Below are 15,687 nucleotides of genomic sequence, written 5' to 3' on the forward strand. Positions count from 1 at the left end.
GTGGTTGGATAATGATGCTTATGCTACCTGTCTTTATGACAGGAGCGGCAATGGCGGATGGGCCTACAGGGAATAAAAAACCGCACCCGGTCTCCTTTTCAAACGCCAAAACGCCAGAGCAGGTAGATTCTCCTGGTAGCAACATATTAAGAGACGTTGCTGCCGAACCAGCTACAGCAGATGCCATCACTGCAGAGGTGTTACGCTATCTATATGAACAAGCCGACTCGCATTTCGATGCGGGCGAGTATAATCACTGTATCAACCTCAACCAGATTGTAGCACAGGGTGACCCTCATAATGTCGAAACCTATGCTAACAATGCGTGGCTTTTATGGTCTACCGATCGAGCACAAGAGGGGATCGCGACTCTGAAACGGGGTATTGAGGCGAATCCTGATACCTACTATATGTATGATGAGATGGGAGATTTCTACTGGCTTTATTTGAAGGATCCAAAGTCGGCCATTCCCTATTACGAAAAAGCCGTTCAGTTTAAGTGTCCTTGGTTTACGTGGCATAATCTCGCGCACTGTTACGAACAGTTAGGGGAGTGGAGCAAAGCCGAAGCGGCCTGGGAGCATGCTGCTCAGTATCCAGACGACCCTATTGCGAGCATTCATTTAAAGCGAATAAAAGAGAAGCTCGTTCAACAACGTTCAGGAGGGTAGAAGAATGTATTTCGGGGAACCCGTTGGTATCGGCGGAATCATTTTGTGGCTGTTGAACCTATTGAACTTTCTGCTGCTGGTCTATGTAATTATCTCATGGCTGCAAGTTTTTCGCGTGGATCTAGGGCCATTTCGTTCAGTGGCACGTTTTTTAGATTCGATTTTTGAACCGATGCTGGCACCTATACGTCGCCTCGTTCCACCTGAGAAGCTGGGTGGTATAGACATATCCCCTCTGATTTTGATCATTGCGGTGCAAGTTGTTGCCCAGTTTGTAGCTCATCAGATCGGCCCCTAGAACGACGCGAGGCATAGATAATTTCCCTAAATCTCTATAAAAAAACCGCCCCGGAGCTGCTAACGGGGCGGTTTGCTCAGGAGTGAGCAATTAAGGATGAGTTGGAGCTGCTTGCTGTTGTGTTTGGTTCAACATTTTCTGTCGGGCCTCTTCGTTGAGTTTTTGAATCATTTTCAGTGCTTCTGGGGGTGGTCCTCCGGGAGGTGGCTTAGTTTCCATACGCTTTATGTCCTCAGGCGACATGGTATTATCCACATTGCAACCCGTGAAGCTAACCAACCCAGCTAGCACCACTAGCAGACCAAGGGCGATCCGTGTATATCGGGTTTTAGGCATTTTTATCTCAGACCTTTCTTTGAGTTAGTGGTGGTACTGAACTTACTGCCGAGTTGCGTCCCACATATTATTCTGCGGTTGATTAACCGGATCGGGATTAGTAGCTGTTGGCGTCATGGCTTTTACGTGACCATCTGCGAAGGCAAAGTTGGCCTTTTGGGCGTGGACCGCCGTCACGGCACCGTTTGGTCCATTTGGATCGTAAGGATTGGTCACAGAAGTAGCCGGTATAGTTCCATTAGGAATCTCACCGGGTGAGAAACTATCCCACCAGTTTACTCCAGTGAACATGCAGCCGGGGCCGAAATCGAGCAGGTTCCCCGGAATCGTGTTGATATTAGGTTGCAGAGCGTCCTTTTCTGTAAAGAGAATAGTTTCAGCAGGGCGTCCGATACGAGCTTGTGAAGTGGTGGTCGTGCCCATCCAGCTTTGCGACATACCCATGACACCAAAAACGCTCCAGTTGGAACCGTCCCATTTCATATAGCCATTGGAAGCGTAGGAGAGGCGGATGCCGCCCCAAGGTTGGGTCCAGGAGGGGGGAGTTCCAATAGGATCGTCGGGGCAGCGAAAGACCTGCAAGTTTTGCACGTAAGGTTGCACAAGAACGTACCACGTGTTTGCGTACCAGCTTTGCTGCAGACCGGTGGGGAAAACCTCATCATAGTCTTGGGTATACATCAGGATCGAGGTTGCAAGCTGCTTCTCGTTAGAGACGCAGGAGATTGCCCTTGCTTTTTCGCGTGCCTGTGCGAACACAGGGAAGAGAATGGCTGCCAGAATCGCTATAATCGCGATCACGACAAGCAGTTCGATGAGTGTAAAAGCTTTTCGTTGCATTTACATATCTCCCAGTAGGTTGTGTAACATCAGTCGAGTTTAGTTCAAAGTGTGGAGAACAAGAGCCAATGATTGAAAGGGTTCGATGGCTGAATTATCGTTTCATTCACCTTAAAGTCAGGCTCTCATTCCATTAATCGAACTGTTTCGATTATACACCATTCACGGTCGGCTTGTCAATAGACATTCTACTAGTTTTATTCTGTCGCTAGGGATATGCGCGGAGTACAGGGAATTCAGATTAGATTTTCAGGCTTTGTGGGCTCAAGCTATAGAGGGGGAATAACAGGAGATCATGCATTAAGTGTCGAAGTTAAGCATCAAACTGTCTATAGAAAGGGGTTTTGATGGAAAGGCCTGTACGTATCGGCATTATCGGTTGTGGGCAGATCGCCCAGATTCATCTTCAGAACTACTCACGCATTTCAGGGGTCGAGATTGTGGCCTGTGCCGACATTGATGCTGCAGCGGCGGATAGCACTGCGGCGATATTTTCTATCCCCAACGTATATTATCGGACGCAAGAGCTACTTCAACGAGACGACCTTGATGCTGTAGATGTGTGTCTTCATAACAATCTCCACATGCCTGCAACCGTGGCTGCTTTGGAGCGGGGCTTCCATGTCTATTGTGAAAAGCCGATGGCTGGTTCCTACCGCGATGCAGTAACTATGCTAGAGTGCGCACGCGAGAAGGGGAAGATGCTCCATATCCAACTCGGTTTTCTCTACTCCGATGAGACGCGCGCAGCTAAAGAGCTCATTGATAGTGGTTTGCTAGGTGAAATATATCATGCACGTTCTACTGGTTTTCGCAGAAGAGGAAGGCCCTATGTGGATGGCTACGGGAAAGCGCCCTTTGTACAAAAAGCCATCGCAGGTGGGGGAGCGCTCTATGATATGGGGGTGTACCATATCTCACAACTCCTTTATCTGCTCGGCAACCCGAAGGTAGAGCGTATTACCGGCAAGACCTATCAGAAGCTGCCGATGGATGAGGAGCGACGACGGACGGCTGGTTACAGCGTGGAAGAGCTGGCTATGGGGTTTGTGCGATTTGAAGGAGATTTGACAATGGATATCATTGAGGCTTGGGCGATTGAGTTAGATGGCTTTGAGGGTTCATCGCTGGTTGGGACCAAAGGTGGTATACGGCTACAGCCATTCGGATACTATCATAGTGTAGGCGATCTTGACCTAAACGCAACCGCGAATTTGAGTGGAGCTCGATTTCGCTGGAATAGCTTGCGCGGAGAAGGTGAGCTGTTTGGCAGCTCACAGCAGCACTGGATAGCTGCTTTACAGGGGCGCGTTTCGCTGTTGCCTACGGCAGAGATCGCCTTAAATACTATGCTGATTTCAGAAGGTATCTATCTTTCGGCAGAGCGTGGCGAAGAGGTAACGGCGGAAGAGGTAAAGGCGTTGTCTAAATCTACGGCCCTCCCGCTGTAGGCTAGATGTTTTGCATTTTTGCCGTTTGCTTGATGCCGAGGAGATAAAAGCTGCCACTTACTAGTAGCCCAGGTATCAGGGGTGGAAGGCCCCAGAGATCTCGGTAATTGCCGTGGTAGTAATACCAACCAAGCCCGAGATCTAAGAAGGCAACAAGGGAGCCATAGAGCATCGCCCGAAAGGCGTAACGGGCTGGGATTTTCCATTTTGGAGGACAGAGGTATGCCCCGACTAATGGCAGTAGTAGACCTGATACGATGAGATTTCCAAAAAGGTACCACTGTTCTACAACAGAGCGTACCATCAAAGCGATACCGATAGAGATAGAGGACGTAAGTACCAGTCCGATGCGAGTATAGCGAGGCACATTCTGAGGCCCGTTTTCGTTCCGAAGGCGCCATATAAAATCTCGCCCAATGGTCATGGCTGAGATAAAAGTATAGGAAACAGTCGCGGCCATGATGGGGGCTAGCATCCCGACGTAGAAAAAGCCACGAAGGCCGTGCGGCAAAACCTTGGCAGCAATAGTTGGAAAAGCTAAGGTAGGATCGCTTAGATTGGGAAAAAGAACACGTGTGAACAGCCCAGTGAGAAAAGTAAGGGAGTCAAAAGTGAACCAGCAGACAACAGCAACGAGAATGCCTAGGGAAGCGACGTACGGAGTTTTCGCGGCGTAGCATCGCTGATGAAACCCTGGATCGGTAAATGTTTGGAGTGCGATGACACTCCATGCCAGAAGCCATAGCACGTTATGGGTACCAAGCACAGTGAAGTAACGCGGTGGGAGGTGATCGGCATGAAGAAGCTGCCGGACACCACCGAATTTCGCTAAGCAAAAGGCCACCGTTAAAATAAAACCAGAAAACATTAACAGAAACTGTAACGTATTAACGCGTACATCGGCAAGAAAACCGCCCATAAGCGCATAGATGATCGAGAAGAGCGTTCCGATTAGCATCGCCAGCCAGAGCGGCCATCCAAAGAGGAGTTGCAGGAGAATTCCGAGCATCAGCACATACTGCGATGGGGTAGCGTAAAGAAAGGCAAGAAAGGCCCCTAGCAGGGCTGTTTTCCTGTCGTACTCTATTTCCAATCGATCGGGAATGGTATAGAGGTTCGTGCCCGCTTGACGAACGCGTTTTGCTAAGAAGAGCGCGAAGAGGATGGCGAACAGATAGTAGGGTACGCCGTTCGCCATCCACGCCGCAAGGCCGTCGGTATAGACGAACTCCCCAGCACCCAAGATTCCACCGTACCATGTAGCCACGAGAGTGGCAACGAATATGGGCAAGCTAAGGTTGCGGTCTGCGATTAAGTAGCTTTCAGTAGTAATGTGGTTTCTCCGTAGCCCAACCCATAGCAGAAAAGCCAAGTAGACAATTAAAAACAACCAGTCGTATAGGGAAAAATGAGGATTGGTCATGGGGCTGGTGTTTCCCTGATGGAGGAGCTTAGTAAGCAGAGAAAAACCGTACCCTGCACTAACTCGATTTCTACATTCCGTCCGAGCGCTTTATTGCTCACCGCCCGCGTGCCAGGTTGCAACAATAGGTGATCTGCCTCCCACTGCACCCCATGAATAGAAAGGATAGCAGGTTCAATTGCGATAACGGAGATGATATCGTCTGGCTGAGTGGGCAGTATGCGTTTGCTCGGGGAGTTCCTGTTCGCAGAGAGGCACCACAAGAAGGTGTTTGCTTCCTGAATACATAGAGTCATTGTTCGATGCCAGGATAGTAAGAGAGCGAGATTTGCAAGCGTGTGATCGAGCCTGCCACCTGTAGCTCCCAACACAGTGACTTGAGTCGCACCGCGATCTCTGGCCAGTTGAAGCGACTTTTCTAAGTCTGCGTAGTCCTGATTGGGTGCGACGACGATTTCTGCTGCTGGAAACAGTTGACTCGCGTGAGCTTTATCTATAGAATCGAAATCGCCACAAATAAGATGAGGCTGAAGTCCAAGATCATACGCTTTCATAGCAGCGCCATCGGTAGCGATAATCAGATCGGCTGTAGCAGCAACACGTTGAGCTAGATCGCGAGGGGGTGGCGAGCCGTTAGCAAGGATCAGTACGTGCATGTTCTTAATCGCAGAGCCAATAGTAAGTAGGTGGGTTTCCAGGATTGCCGTCGGTGGCTGCATTGGGGTCGAGTTGTCCGCTGCGCTCACCTCCTGGGCACACGACTTCATTGTCGAAGGCTGCACTTGAGACGATGAACTTGCCGTGTCCATCTGCGAACACGATTCCTCCTCCGCGCGGATGCCACTGTTGAAAATAGCCGGGAATGTAGCCATAGCTTGGATTTGTTCCAAACCAAGGCATCATCTCATCTCGCATGAGGCGTGTTTCTGCTGGCAGTGCTAGTGAGGCTAAAGTGACCACTTGTGTCGTGGTATAGAGAATGTTATCTTGGCTCGATTCATTTGCGATGGTGGTAAAGATGCCGTGATCGAAGCGATAGCTTGAACCATAGCAGTCAAAATAGGTGTTTGTATTTGGGCAGCCGTCATTTTGATAGGTAGTATAGAGTGAGGGGCCGCCCTGATCATCCGGACACTTGAAAATAAGATGATTTTTGACGTAAGGCATCAACTCAACTTCTACCCCTTTGTGAGCGGGTGTTCCAGAAGGCGCGGGGACATTGTGGATAGGGTCCCAGGTATTGTAGGCATAGAAGATGGGAAACGTTTCATCGTAATCCTGAAGGTACATCTGCACCGCCATGCTTAGCTGTCGGACATTCGAAGTACAGACGGCTTGGCGGGCTTGCTCACGTGCTTGAGCAAAAACAGGAAAGAGGATAGCTGCAAGAACAGCTATTATCGCGATAACTACTAGAAGCTCAATGAGCGTAAATGCTTTTTTGAGGTAGATTGGTAGAACCATTACTTTCTCCTTGTGGTCCAACGCGGTGTCGTTCCAAAAGTCAAATCGTGGGCGAAAAGCAGAAAGCCACCGCTCCGAGCTTTGGGAGCGATGGCTGCATAAATGAGTCATTGCTTCCCTCCGTCGGCATTACCCGAATCAGGTTCATAGGGTTGGGCTAGGTAGCCCTCTCAGCTTTACAGCACCCCTAGCATAGAATGAGGATATAGTCAGACTCTACCTGCATTTGGAAGCATTTGTCAACTTACTTACGTTAGAGTTCATGACAACATGGCTTTACTCAGCCATGACATAGGCAGACTCGCCGTGCTGGGTAAGGTCGAGACCTATGTTTTCATCTTCCACGTTGACGCGCAGGCCCATGGTGGCGCTAAGAATTTTCGTAAGTATCCAAGTGCCTATAGCTGCATATGCAACAGCGCTGGCAACGGCAATAGTCTGTTTGATGAACAGAGTAAGGCCGCCACCGTAGAAAAGGCCGTTACTTCCGGAGCCGTTCACGAGGACGGAAGCGAAGAGGCCTGTTGCGAGCGCTCCCCATATCCCTCCCATACCGTGCACTCCAAACACGTCGAGAGCGTCATCGTAGTGAAATCGGTGTTTAAGTTTGATAGCATAGAAGGAGATGAAGGCCACTCCAACGCCGATGAGCAAAGCCGGAATGGGGCCGACATAGCCTGAGGCCGGTGTAATGGCTACAAGACCTGCGACCGCACCCGTGGCAAAGCCTAGCGCTGTAGGTTTTTTGTAGATACTCCATTCAATGAGTATCCATGTAAGTCCGGCGATAGACGCAGCTATGTGGGTGGCGACGAAGGCGGAGGAGGCAAGTCCGCCTGAGGCCAAGGCACTGCCGGCATTAAAGCCGAACCATCCGAACCACAGTAATGCGGTTCCTACCAGGGTCATAGTGAGGTTATGGGGACGCATCTCTTCTCCGGTATGTAGCGTATCTGTGTAGCGTCTGCCAAGTGCGATAGCGAGGACCAGCGCCGAAACCCCGCTGCTGATGTGCACAACAGTACCACCTGCAAAATCCAGTGCTCCGAGGCTATTGAGCCAACCGTTGTGTCCCCAAACCCAGTGGGCAAGTGGACAGTAGATGAAGGTGCTCCAGAGGGTAATAAAGACCACATAGGTCGAAAATTTCATGCGTTCGGCGATCGCCCCGCTGATGAGCGCTGGGGTGATGATGGCGAACATCAGTTGGTAGATCATGTAAACCTGGTGCGGGACGGTAGGAGCGTAGTAAGGGGAAGGGGTTTCACCTACATGGTTAAGTCCAAACCATTGCAGACTACCTATGAAAGGGTTCCCTGGCGCAAAAGCGAGGGAGTAGCCCCAGAGAAGCCATACAAAGGTCACGATGCCGAGCGCCACGAAGCTTTGCATAAGCATATTAAGTACATTTTTAGAACGCACCATACCGCCGTAGAAGAAAGCGAGGCCTGGCGTCATTAGCATCACGAAGGCAGCAGCGACGAGCATCCAGGCGGTGTCACCCGTGTTAATAGCAGGAGAAGAGGGTGTGGGGGGCTGGGCACAGGCGTTTGCATTGGCAAGCAGAATGATAAGAAGCGTTGTTGCTGCGGTTAGAGCTATTTGGGTGTTCGATTTGATAAATTTGTGAAACATGCTTTGTTAGGTTCCTCCTGTGGTAGATAGGCTGCATTGCGGATAGATTCAAACACTGAGTGAACGTAAAAGAACGCCACCGCCTGAAGGAGGAACCTCGTTCCTCAGACAGACGGCTAGCCGAGACACATCCTTGTCGTGGGCAGCCTGCCCTCTTGTGATAAGGTTTGATGGTCCTTATGACTAGGACTGCTCGGCCACTAGGCGGCTCTAATGCCGACTGCGCCGTCGGTCTGATAAGAGGATCATGAGACGCTCACAGCTGTGTGAGCGTGATAATTCCATTTTGGCACGCGTTGCGGTCGCGAGTCAATATCAAAGAATGAGTGAGGTCAGAGGAATAGAGGAGATATTATCATCTGCTTTCGCCTCTTTTTATTTCCTTGCTACTTTGCGTCTTCTCTACCATACCTGTAGGAGGGGCCTCGCACCGCAATTTTTTACGAGATAGAGGGTAAGATAGGCAGAGAAAAATATTTAGCGAGAAAGGAGCGCCTATGCCGCGATTTGATGGACGTGGGAGTGCTCAGTTGCGCCCGACAAAGATCACACGAGGATTTATGCCCAATGCAGAAGGTTCGTGCCTTATTGAAATGGGGAATACGAAAGTAATCTGTACGGCGTCTGTAGAGGATAAGCTACCACCTTTTAGGAAGCTAGAAGGGGAGCTGGGGTGGGTTACCGCGGAGTATGGGATGCTGCCACGTTCAACCAACGTTCGTACGCCTCGGGAAGGTCGAAACGGGCCCTCGGGTAGAACGGTTGAGATTCAACGATTGATCGGAAGGAGTCTAAGGGCTGTTGTTGAGATGCCGGTTTTGGAAGAGCGGACGATTTTGATAGACTGTGATGTGCTGCAAGCGGATGGCGGAACGCGCTGTGCTGCCATTACAGGCTCTTTTGTGGCGCTTGCGGAGGCCTGCAGAAAATTAGTGGATGAGGGTGCTATTACAAGAATGCCTCTGACGGGCATGGTGGCCGCAGTAAGTGTAGGTGTCGTTGGCAGTGACGAGTTGCTCGATCTTTGCTATGAAGAGGATCATCGTTGTGCCGTGGACATGAACGTAGTCATGACCGACAAAGGTCGTTACGTTGAAATACAGGGGACTGCCGAGATGACTCCGTTTGACCGAAATCGGCTTTTACGTCTTCTTGATCTCGCCCAGGTTGGCCTGGAACAGCTGTTCAAGATGCAGCGTGCCGCTCTGGAGGGGATTCTGTAGGCTATGAATAGAGAGTTGCTTGTTGCGACCACGAATCCCAAGAAGGGGCGCGAAATGCTTCAGATTCTTGGAAGCTATTGCCCTGAGTTAACATTATTGACTTTAAATGATGTAGAACCCATGCCTATTGTGGAAGAGGCGGGGGAGACGTTTTATGAGAACGCCCATTTAAAGGCGGTATCCGCTGCAAAGCACACAGGTAGGATTGCCATCGCTGATGATGGGGGATTGGTAATAGATGCATTAAATGGAGCACCTGGCGTGCATTCCCATCGTTTTTTAGGTGTGGATGCCTCCTTTGATGAAAAGATGGACAAAATTCTCGAGCTCATGAGGCATGTTCCAGATGCAGAGCGCACCTGTCGATTTCAATGTGTTGTCGTGGTTGCAACTCCGGATGGACAAGAGTTCGTTAGTGAGGGTGTATGTGAGGGTTTAGTCGCCTATGAAAAACGTGGTCACTATGGTTTTGGATACGATCCTATCTTTTATTTACCCCAGCTTCAACGACATATGGCGGAGCTAACCCCCGACGAGAAGCATCGCATAAGTCATCGTGGAATGGCTTTACAGGGAGTAATTCCAATTCTAAGAAGCCTATTTCGACTCGATGAAAGAGAACGCTAATGGATAAGTTGGAACGGTACCGTAGGGTTTTAGGAACTATTCCTACGAAGATGTTACGATGGAATTTGTATGGAGCTGGTCTAGAGAACTTTGGACGTAGCGGCGCTCCTGAAGTGGAGGAGATACCCCAATGCGGCCCTCATGAACTGTTGGTGCGCCATGATGCGTGTGGTCTATGCTATTCCGACACGAAGGTGGTCTCGCTTGGCTCGCAACATCCGCGACTAATAGGACGTGACCTTACGAGAGAGCCTGTGACGCTAGGTCATGAGGTTTGTTGCACCGTGGTGGATGTAGGGAGCGAGTTAGAGGGACACTTCGAACGCGGAGAACGCTACGTTATTCAGGCCGACGTATTCCATAACGGCAAATCTATGGCATATGGCTACGTGTTTCGGGGAGGTCTATCCGAGTACGGCATCATTCCGCGAGAGATGATCGAGGGGGATGAGGGCTGCTATCTATTGCCGATTCAAGCAGCAATAGGCTATGCAGAGGCTGCGTTGGTAGAGCCGTGGGCCTGCGTGGTTGCCTCTTACGCAATCGCCCACCGCTCACACCCTAAGCCTGGGGGCAGCTTCTTGCTTGTGGTAGGAAAAGATGGCGAGAATATTGAGATCGGGGACGTGATTGGGGCGACGCTCACGTCGCCCGTGCCGCGAGAAGTAGTTCTCATAACGGCTGAAGGACTTGATGTTACTCCTATTATAAGGCAGATCGAGGCAACAAATGTAAAGATGACTCGTCGCTCTGTAAGCGATCTCATGGAAGGCCGCATCGGAAATTTTGATGATATTATTATTGCCGGTTGTTGGGATGCGGAGCTTGTAGAGAAAGTCTGTGATATGCCGGCCGATGATGGGGTCGTGGTACTTGCCTTAACTGAGCCTCTTCCGCCGAAGATTGCCCTTGACATCGGACGAGTCCATTATAACCGTCGTTTTTATATGGGGGCTAAAGGAAATAGGGTGGCAGATGCCTATAAAGAGCCGCGTACCGCAGAATTGCGTGCTGGAGGATGTGCATGGTTCATTGGCGCGGCTGGGCCTATGGGACAGATGCATGTGCAGCGAGCCTTGCAGTTGCCAGAACCTCCCGAGCTTATTGTTGTAACTGACAGACATGATGATAGGTTGGAGAGCTTAAATAAGCGCTTTGGAGGATTAGCGAGACAGCGTCAAATAGAGCTGATTACGCGCAACGTGCGTGGGATGGATACTGACCAGCAGGCAGAAATGCTGATGGAGCTCACGCGTGGCAGAGCATTTGATGATATCGTTAGTATGGTGGCTGATGCAGCTGCGATCGAAGCGGCAGTAGAGCTTCTAGCAAATGGAGGTTGGTTTAATATCTTTGCTGGGGTTGCTAGAGGAACAAAAATCGGCGTACCTTGCACGCGTATCGTGCGGGATGGTTGTCGGTTTATTGGCAGCAGTGGCTCTTCCCTGGCCGCCATGAGGGAAACTTTGGCGCGTGTAGAGCAGGCCACGCTCAATACAAATGCCTCTCTAGCAGCAATTGGTGGGATGGAAGCTGCCCGTGACGGCCTTCAGGCCGTGAAGGAAGGGAGATTTCCAGGAAAGACTCTTATTTTCCCTCACCTTCACCAGCTGCCACTAACTGCTTTACCCGATTTGAAAGATGTCCTGCCTTCTGTATATGGACTGCTAGAAGATGGCCAGTTTTGGACAAGAGCGGCCGAGGAAGAACTTTTTCGGCTATTGCTTTAAAGGTGATCTTAGTGATCTGTTTTAAATTGATAAATTGTTGTTTGCCGATAAACGCTGTTGGGTGTAAGCAGAATCGAAGGAAAGTGCGCTTGGTGAAGCGAGTCAGGAAAATGCTGGGCTTCTAGGCAGAGCGCTGCATGGGGTGAATAGGGTTTACCATCACGACTATACAGGTTATCGGGAATCCGATTCATTGTATAGAGTTGTATCCCAGGCTCTGTTGTGTAGACCTCCATAATGCGCCCTGTTTTGGGTGCATATACCCGTGCCGCGAAAGTGAGCGCTACGGCTGCTTCATTTGATTTGTGAAGGACAAAGTTGTGATCATACCCTCCGATCACCGCAGGCAGTTCATGAAGATGGGCTCCGATCCTCGTTGGTTGAGTAAAGTCGAGTGGGGTATTCTTAACGCTCCAAATTTCTCCTGTAGGGATAAGCTCGTCGTCTGTAGGTGTATACAGATAGGCGTTGAGCGTAAGCTCATGGTCAAGGATATCTCCTTCTCCCGATAGGTAAAATAGGCATGGTTTGTAAGATTGATAGGAGTATCCATGTCGGTGGTTGCCAAATAGTCGAGGCGGAGGGCATTGTCTTCAGTGAGGGTGAAAGTGACTTCTACACGAAGATTCCCTGGGAACCCTTCTTCCCCATCGGGGCTGAGGCGAGAGAAGGTAACGGCATTGTTTTCGCTTTGCGGCGTTGCTTGCCAAAGCTGCTTGTCAAACCCCATTTTGCCGCCATGAAGTGTATGTGTGCCATGGTTGGCCGCTAGGACATACTGTTTCCCATGGAGAGTGAACTCCGCGTTGGCGATACGATTGGCAACTCGGCCAATCGTGGCACCGAAGTGAGGGTGTGGATTAAGATAGTCTTCAAGCCGATCAAAACCAAGGGTGACCTCACCGATATTCCCATTGCGATCGGGTACGGCCAAGGAGGTGAGAATAGCTCCATAGTTAGTGACGCGTGCCGTGGAGCCGTGAGAGTTAGTTAGCGTAAAAATCGAAACAGGCTCTTCATTGGGCAGCTTTCCAAATATCTCTTGTTTAATCAACTTACACTCCCTATTGTGTCCGACTTTGGCGGACAATTATTTAAAGTATTGATGATGGCAATGTTTTGAGTGTGATGCTTGCTTGGGGCGAGTCCTGCTGAGGTTGCTAGGATAATATAAGTGAGGCCGGAATGTTCACCGGTACTATGAGAAGTGATAGGTGTCTCCTCCTCAAGGCCGGCACCCTCCCCTCAATCCTAGAGGATCCACGATTCCTCCGAAGTTTAGGTGGCGCGCATGTGATATGATAATAAAGCCGAATTAGAGTTCGACGCTATGAAAGGTAGTTCCTGCTAAGTGTACAAATCTATTCAGGAGCGATGAGAGAATGGAACGTTTGAAAGGCCAGGTGGCTATTGTTACCGGTGGTGCACAGGGTCTAGGCGAGGCAATAGCTCATCGTCTAGCCCGAGAGGGATGTCGTGCCATTACTATCGCTGACATTAAAGTTGAGAAGGCGCGTGAGACAGCAGAGGAGATAACGCGAGCTACTGGGGCCGAGACGCTTGCCGTACAGGTAGATGTAACCAACGAGGAGCAGGTAGAGGAGATGACACGGGAAACCGTGCGTAGATTCGGGGCGCTTGATCTCCTCGTGGCCAACGCCGGCATCTTGATTGCTTATGACATCACCGAATTTCCCGCTGAGGCTTGGCGAAGGGTTATAGATGTGAACCTGTTTGGCTATTTTTTGTGTGCTCGCGCAGCGGCAAGGGTAATGGTAAATCAGCGGAAAGGGAATATCATTCAAATCAATTCAAAATCGGGGAAGAAAGGGAGTTTTCGAAACAGTGCTTATTCAGCAAGCAAGTTTGGAGGAATAGGGCTTACCCAGTCTATTGCTCTTGATCTGGCACCTTATGGGATCCGTGTAAATGCCGTGTGCCCAGGTAATCTTTTAGATGGCACTCTGTGGCAGGAAAGCCTTTATGAGCAATATGCCCGCACGCAAGGACTTACCAAGGAGGAAGTTCGTCTCAAGTATGAAGCCCAGGTACCTTTAGGTCGTGGATGTACTTATGAGGATGTATGTAATGTGGTGGTGTTTTTAGCCTCTGATGAAGCTAGTTATATGACGGGACAGGCAATCAACGTTACTGGCGGCCAGGAGATGCGCTAGCATTGTCAAAAGTACGGAAAATGACGGAGGATTCTCCTACAAATGGGGTAGATGAAGAGGAGTGGCCCCCTCTTGTATTGGTGGCCACTCCTATTGGGAATTTAGAGGATATAAGCTTACGTGCCCTCAGGATATTGAAAAGTGTAGATATTATCGCAAGTGAAGATACTCGAAAGACCGGTCTTTTGCTGAAGCGCTACGCTATCGAAAAGCGTCAAATTTCCCTTCACGAGCACAATGAGGAACGAGCTATTCAGCAGATACTGGCATTTATTCGGCAAGGGAAGCATGTGGCGGTAGTGACGGATGCGGGAACTCCGGGAATTGCAGATCCTGGCTATCTCCTTGTTAGAAAGGCTCTTGAAGAGAACATTCCACTTACGATGGTGCCCGGCCCAGCTGCTTTTGTCATGGCGCTAGTCTTGTCGGGATTACCGAGTCATAGCTTCACGTTTCGTGGTTTTCCTCCACGTAAAGCAGGGCCTCGACGGCGTTTTTTTGAAATGGATAGAGACTCGCCCCATACACTTATCTACTATGAAAGCCCTTATCGCCTTATTGAGAGTCTAGAAATGGCCTTGGAAGTCTTTGGGGATAGACCGGCGGCACTTGCCAACGACTTGACTAAGAGATTTGAAAGGGTAGATCGAGGTCTGCTATCGGAAATTCTAGCGGTTGTTCGGGGGCTGACTCTGCGGGGTGAATTTGTGTTGCTAATAGCCGGTTGTGAACGATCTGATAGATCTGAAGGAAAAAAATAGACAGGCTTTCGTCGCTCTACATAGAGCGACGAAAGCCTTTGAGGGAGCGTATCGGTTAGAGATCGTATTGGCGAAGCAGGTGCTCAATTTCCGTTATTTCTTGTTCTGAAAGTCGAAAAGTAAGAGCACCGAGCATTTCGTGAACCTGATCGGGGCGTCGGAAGCCAACAATGGCGCCGGTGACCGCGGGGTGATGAAGTGTCCAGGCAATAGCGACGACCCCGGGGGGTTGATGGTGACGCGCCCCGATCTGTCGTAATCGCTCTACGAAGCTAAGGATACGTGAAAGGCGTGGCTCTTGAAAATCTGGACTTCGCTTTCGCCAGTCGTCATCTGGAAGGGATGCGACGCGTTCAGGAGTCATCTTCCCACTAAGAAGTCCCGACTGAAGGGGAGAGTAGACAATCACACCAATATTATGTTGCTGGCAATAGGGAAGGATTTCTGCTTCGATATCACGTCGTACGAGCGAGTAGGGAGGTTGTAAAGAGGTTATGGGGGCGATAGGCCGTATGCGTTCCATTTGGGAGACGTTAAAATTGGATACACCAATATAACGAACTTTTCCTTCCTCTTTAAGTTGCGCTAGGGTACTCCATCCCTCTTCGATATCTTCATCTGGAATCGGCCAGTGAATTTGATAAAGATCGATAACGTCGGTCTGAAGACGGCGCAAGCTGTCTTCAACCTCCTTACGGATCGATTGAGATTTAAGATTGTGGTAAACCTTTCCCTTTTCGTCCCATAGAAGGGAGCACTTGGTGAAGACGTAGGGACGGTGGGAGCTCGTGCGGATCGCTTTTGCAACAATCTCTTCCGAGTGCCCCATGCCGTAGACGGCTGCCGTATCAATCCAGTTGATGCCGGCATCGAGTGCGGCATGAATGGCGGCAATGGAATCGCGATCGTCTTGATATCCCCATCCGAACTCCCATCCTGCTCCTCCAATGGCCCATGCACCAAAACCGATAGGGGTGATTTCGAGATCGCTATTCCCTAGTCGGCGTTTTTCCAGTGTTGTCATCTCTGTTATCTCCTTTCTGGTGGTTGGTTC

At 50.1% G+C, this 15,687-nt stretch carries 15 protein-coding genes, 1 pseudogene and 1 riboswitch; of the genes and pseudogenes, 8 read left to right on the forward strand and 8 right to left on the reverse strand.

The window, feature by feature from the left end:
- Positions 1-11: 11 nt before the first annotated feature.
- On the forward strand, positions 12-671 hold the full coding sequence (locus tag CCALI_RS14660; protein ID WP_172636612.1) for a tetratricopeptide repeat protein: 660 nt from the start codon (positions 12-14) through the stop codon (positions 669-671).
- 4 nt (positions 672-675) lie between these two features.
- Entirely contained in the window at positions 676-969 is a 294-nt protein-coding gene (locus CCALI_RS01875) for a YggT family protein (protein WP_016481776.1), read from the forward strand.
- 90 nt (positions 970-1,059) lie between these two features.
- On the opposite strand, the gene CCALI_RS01880 is transcribed toward CCALI_RS01875, so the two are convergent.
- Both CCALI_RS01880 and CCALI_RS14665 read right to left on the reverse strand, forming a co-directional pair.
- Positions 1,060-1,305 (reverse strand): hypothetical protein, encoded by a 246-nt coding sequence (locus tag CCALI_RS01880; RefSeq protein WP_016481777.1) that lies wholly within the window; start codon positions 1,303-1,305, stop codon positions 1,060-1,062.
- A gap of 42 nt (positions 1,306-1,347) precedes the next feature.
- Complete coding sequence (locus CCALI_RS14665) at positions 1,348-2,145, reverse strand: DUF1559 family PulG-like putative transporter (protein ID WP_016481778.1); 798 nt, start codon at positions 2,143-2,145, stop codon at positions 1,348-1,350.
- 347 nt (positions 2,146-2,492) lie between these two features.
- On the opposite strand from CCALI_RS14665, the gene CCALI_RS01890 reads away from it, so the two are divergent.
- On the forward strand, positions 2,493-3,596 hold the full coding sequence (locus tag CCALI_RS01890; RefSeq protein ID WP_016481779.1) for a Gfo/Idh/MocA family protein: 1,104 nt from the start codon (positions 2,493-2,495) through the stop codon (positions 3,594-3,596).
- A 1-nt stretch (position 3,597) separates the two neighbouring features.
- On the opposite strand, the gene CCALI_RS01895 is transcribed toward CCALI_RS01890, so the two are convergent.
- From CCALI_RS01895 to CCALI_RS01910, 4 genes are all read right to left on the reverse strand, one after another.
- A complete protein-coding gene (locus tag CCALI_RS01895) occupies positions 3,598-5,019 on the reverse strand; it encodes a sodium:solute symporter family protein (RefSeq protein WP_016481780.1) in 1,422 nt (473 codons plus the stop codon).
- Complete coding sequence (locus CCALI_RS14670; protein ID WP_052572311.1) at positions 5,016-5,675, reverse strand: thiamine diphosphokinase; 660 nt, start codon at positions 5,673-5,675, stop codon at positions 5,016-5,018. The genes CCALI_RS01895 and CCALI_RS14670 overlap by 4 nt, the downstream gene beginning before the upstream one ends.
- A 4-nt stretch (positions 5,676-5,679) precedes the next feature.
- Positions 5,680-6,483, reverse strand: coding sequence for a type II secretion system protein (locus CCALI_RS14675; protein WP_016481782.1), 804 nt, complete (start codon positions 6,481-6,483; stop codon positions 5,680-5,682).
- 98 nt (positions 6,484-6,581) lie between these two features.
- Positions 6,582-6,682, reverse strand: a riboswitch (TPP riboswitch).
- A 77-nt stretch (positions 6,683-6,759) separates the two neighbouring features.
- A complete protein-coding gene (locus tag CCALI_RS01910) occupies positions 6,760-8,118 on the reverse strand; it encodes an ammonium transporter (RefSeq protein ID WP_016481783.1) in 1,359 nt (452 codons plus the stop codon).
- A 497-nt stretch (positions 8,119-8,615) separates the two neighbouring features.
- Between CCALI_RS01910 and rph the strand changes: the two genes are divergently transcribed.
- The 3 genes from rph to CCALI_RS01925 are packed head-to-tail and all read left to right on the forward strand — an operon-like array spanning position 8,616 to position 11,698.
- On the forward strand, positions 8,616-9,341 hold the full coding sequence (rph, locus tag CCALI_RS01915; RefSeq protein WP_016481784.1) for a ribonuclease PH: 726 nt from the start codon (positions 8,616-8,618) through the stop codon (positions 9,339-9,341).
- A gap of 3 nt (positions 9,342-9,344) precedes the next feature.
- Complete coding sequence (gene rdgB / locus CCALI_RS01920; RefSeq protein WP_016481785.1) at positions 9,345-9,968, forward strand: RdgB/HAM1 family non-canonical purine NTP pyrophosphatase; 624 nt, start codon at positions 9,345-9,347, stop codon at positions 9,966-9,968.
- 50 nt (positions 9,969-10,018) lie between these two features.
- Positions 10,019-11,698 carry an alcohol dehydrogenase catalytic domain-containing protein gene (locus tag CCALI_RS01925; protein WP_172636613.1) on the forward strand — a complete coding sequence of 560 codons (1,680 nt, stop codon included), beginning with the start codon at positions 10,019-10,021 and terminating at the stop codon, positions 11,696-11,698.
- A gap of 8 nt (positions 11,699-11,706) precedes the next feature.
- Here the strand turns inward: CCALI_RS01925 and CCALI_RS16975 are convergent.
- A pseudogene (locus tag CCALI_RS16975) lies at positions 11,707-12,788 on the reverse strand (aldose epimerase family protein).
- A gap of 292 nt (positions 12,789-13,080) precedes the next feature.
- On the opposite strand from CCALI_RS16975, the gene srlD reads away from it, so the two are divergent.
- Positions 13,081-13,872 (forward strand): sorbitol-6-phosphate dehydrogenase, encoded by a 792-nt coding sequence (gene srlD, locus CCALI_RS01935; RefSeq protein ID WP_016481787.1) that lies wholly within the window; start codon positions 13,081-13,083, stop codon positions 13,870-13,872.
- Between the two features lie 2 nt (positions 13,873-13,874).
- The gene (rsmI, locus tag CCALI_RS01940) at positions 13,875-14,633 is read left to right on the forward strand and encodes a 16S rRNA (cytidine(1402)-2'-O)-methyltransferase (RefSeq protein WP_016481788.1); all 759 of its coding nucleotides are present in this window, start codon (positions 13,875-13,877) and stop codon (positions 14,631-14,633) included.
- A 55-nt stretch (positions 14,634-14,688) separates the two neighbouring features.
- On the opposite strand, the gene CCALI_RS01945 is transcribed toward rsmI, so the two are convergent.
- The gene (locus CCALI_RS01945; RefSeq protein ID WP_044949550.1) at positions 14,689-15,648 is read right to left on the reverse strand and encodes an aldo/keto reductase; all 960 of its coding nucleotides are present in this window, start codon (positions 15,646-15,648) and stop codon (positions 14,689-14,691) included.
- Positions 15,649-15,687: the final 39 nt, after the last annotated feature.

The organism is Chthonomonas calidirosea T49, from assembly GCF_000427095.1.
GTDB lineage: Bacteria > Armatimonadota > Chthonomonadetes > Chthonomonadales > Chthonomonadaceae > Chthonomonas > Chthonomonas calidirosea.

What these genes read in the sequence shown, in the direction of transcription:
- CCALI_RS14675 (WP_016481782.1), bottom strand. Translation starts at nt 6,483, where the DNA reads ATGGTTCTACCAATCTACCTCAAAAAAGCATTTACGCTCATTGAGCTT.
- CCALI_RS14670 (WP_052572311.1), bottom strand. Translation starts at nt 5,675, where the DNA reads ATGCACGTACTGATCCTTGCTAACGGCTCGCCACCCCCTCGCGATCTA.
- rph (WP_016481784.1), top strand. Translation starts at nt 8,616, where the DNA reads ATGCCGCGATTTGATGGACGTGGGAGTGCTCAGTTGCGCCCGACAAAG.
- CCALI_RS01895 (WP_016481780.1), bottom strand. Translation starts at nt 5,019, where the DNA reads ATGACCAATCCTCATTTTTCCCTATACGACTGGTTGTTTTTAATTGTC.
- CCALI_RS01875 (WP_016481776.1), top strand. Translation starts at nt 676, where the DNA reads ATGTATTTCGGGGAACCCGTTGGTATCGGCGGAATCATTTTGTGGCTG.
- CCALI_RS01910 (WP_016481783.1), bottom strand. Translation starts at nt 8,118, where the DNA reads ATGTTTCACAAATTTATCAAATCGAACACCCAAATAGCTCTAACCGCA.
- CCALI_RS14660 (WP_172636612.1), top strand. Translation starts at nt 12, where the DNA reads ATGATGCTTATGCTACCTGTCTTTATGACAGGAGCGGCAATGGCGGAT.
- CCALI_RS01890 (WP_016481779.1), top strand. Translation starts at nt 2,493, where the DNA reads ATGGAAAGGCCTGTACGTATCGGCATTATCGGTTGTGGGCAGATCGCC.
- CCALI_RS01925 (WP_172636613.1), top strand. Translation starts at nt 10,019, where the DNA reads ATGTTACGATGGAATTTGTATGGAGCTGGTCTAGAGAACTTTGGACGT.
- CCALI_RS01880 (WP_016481777.1), bottom strand. Translation starts at nt 1,305, where the DNA reads ATGCCTAAAACCCGATATACACGGATCGCCCTTGGTCTGCTAGTGGTG.
- srlD (WP_016481787.1), top strand. Translation starts at nt 13,081, where the DNA reads ATGGAACGTTTGAAAGGCCAGGTGGCTATTGTTACCGGTGGTGCACAG.
- CCALI_RS14665 (WP_016481778.1), bottom strand. Translation starts at nt 2,145, where the DNA reads ATGCAACGAAAAGCTTTTACACTCATCGAACTGCTTGTCGTGATCGCG.
- rdgB (WP_016481785.1), top strand. Translation starts at nt 9,345, where the DNA reads ATGAATAGAGAGTTGCTTGTTGCGACCACGAATCCCAAGAAGGGGCGC.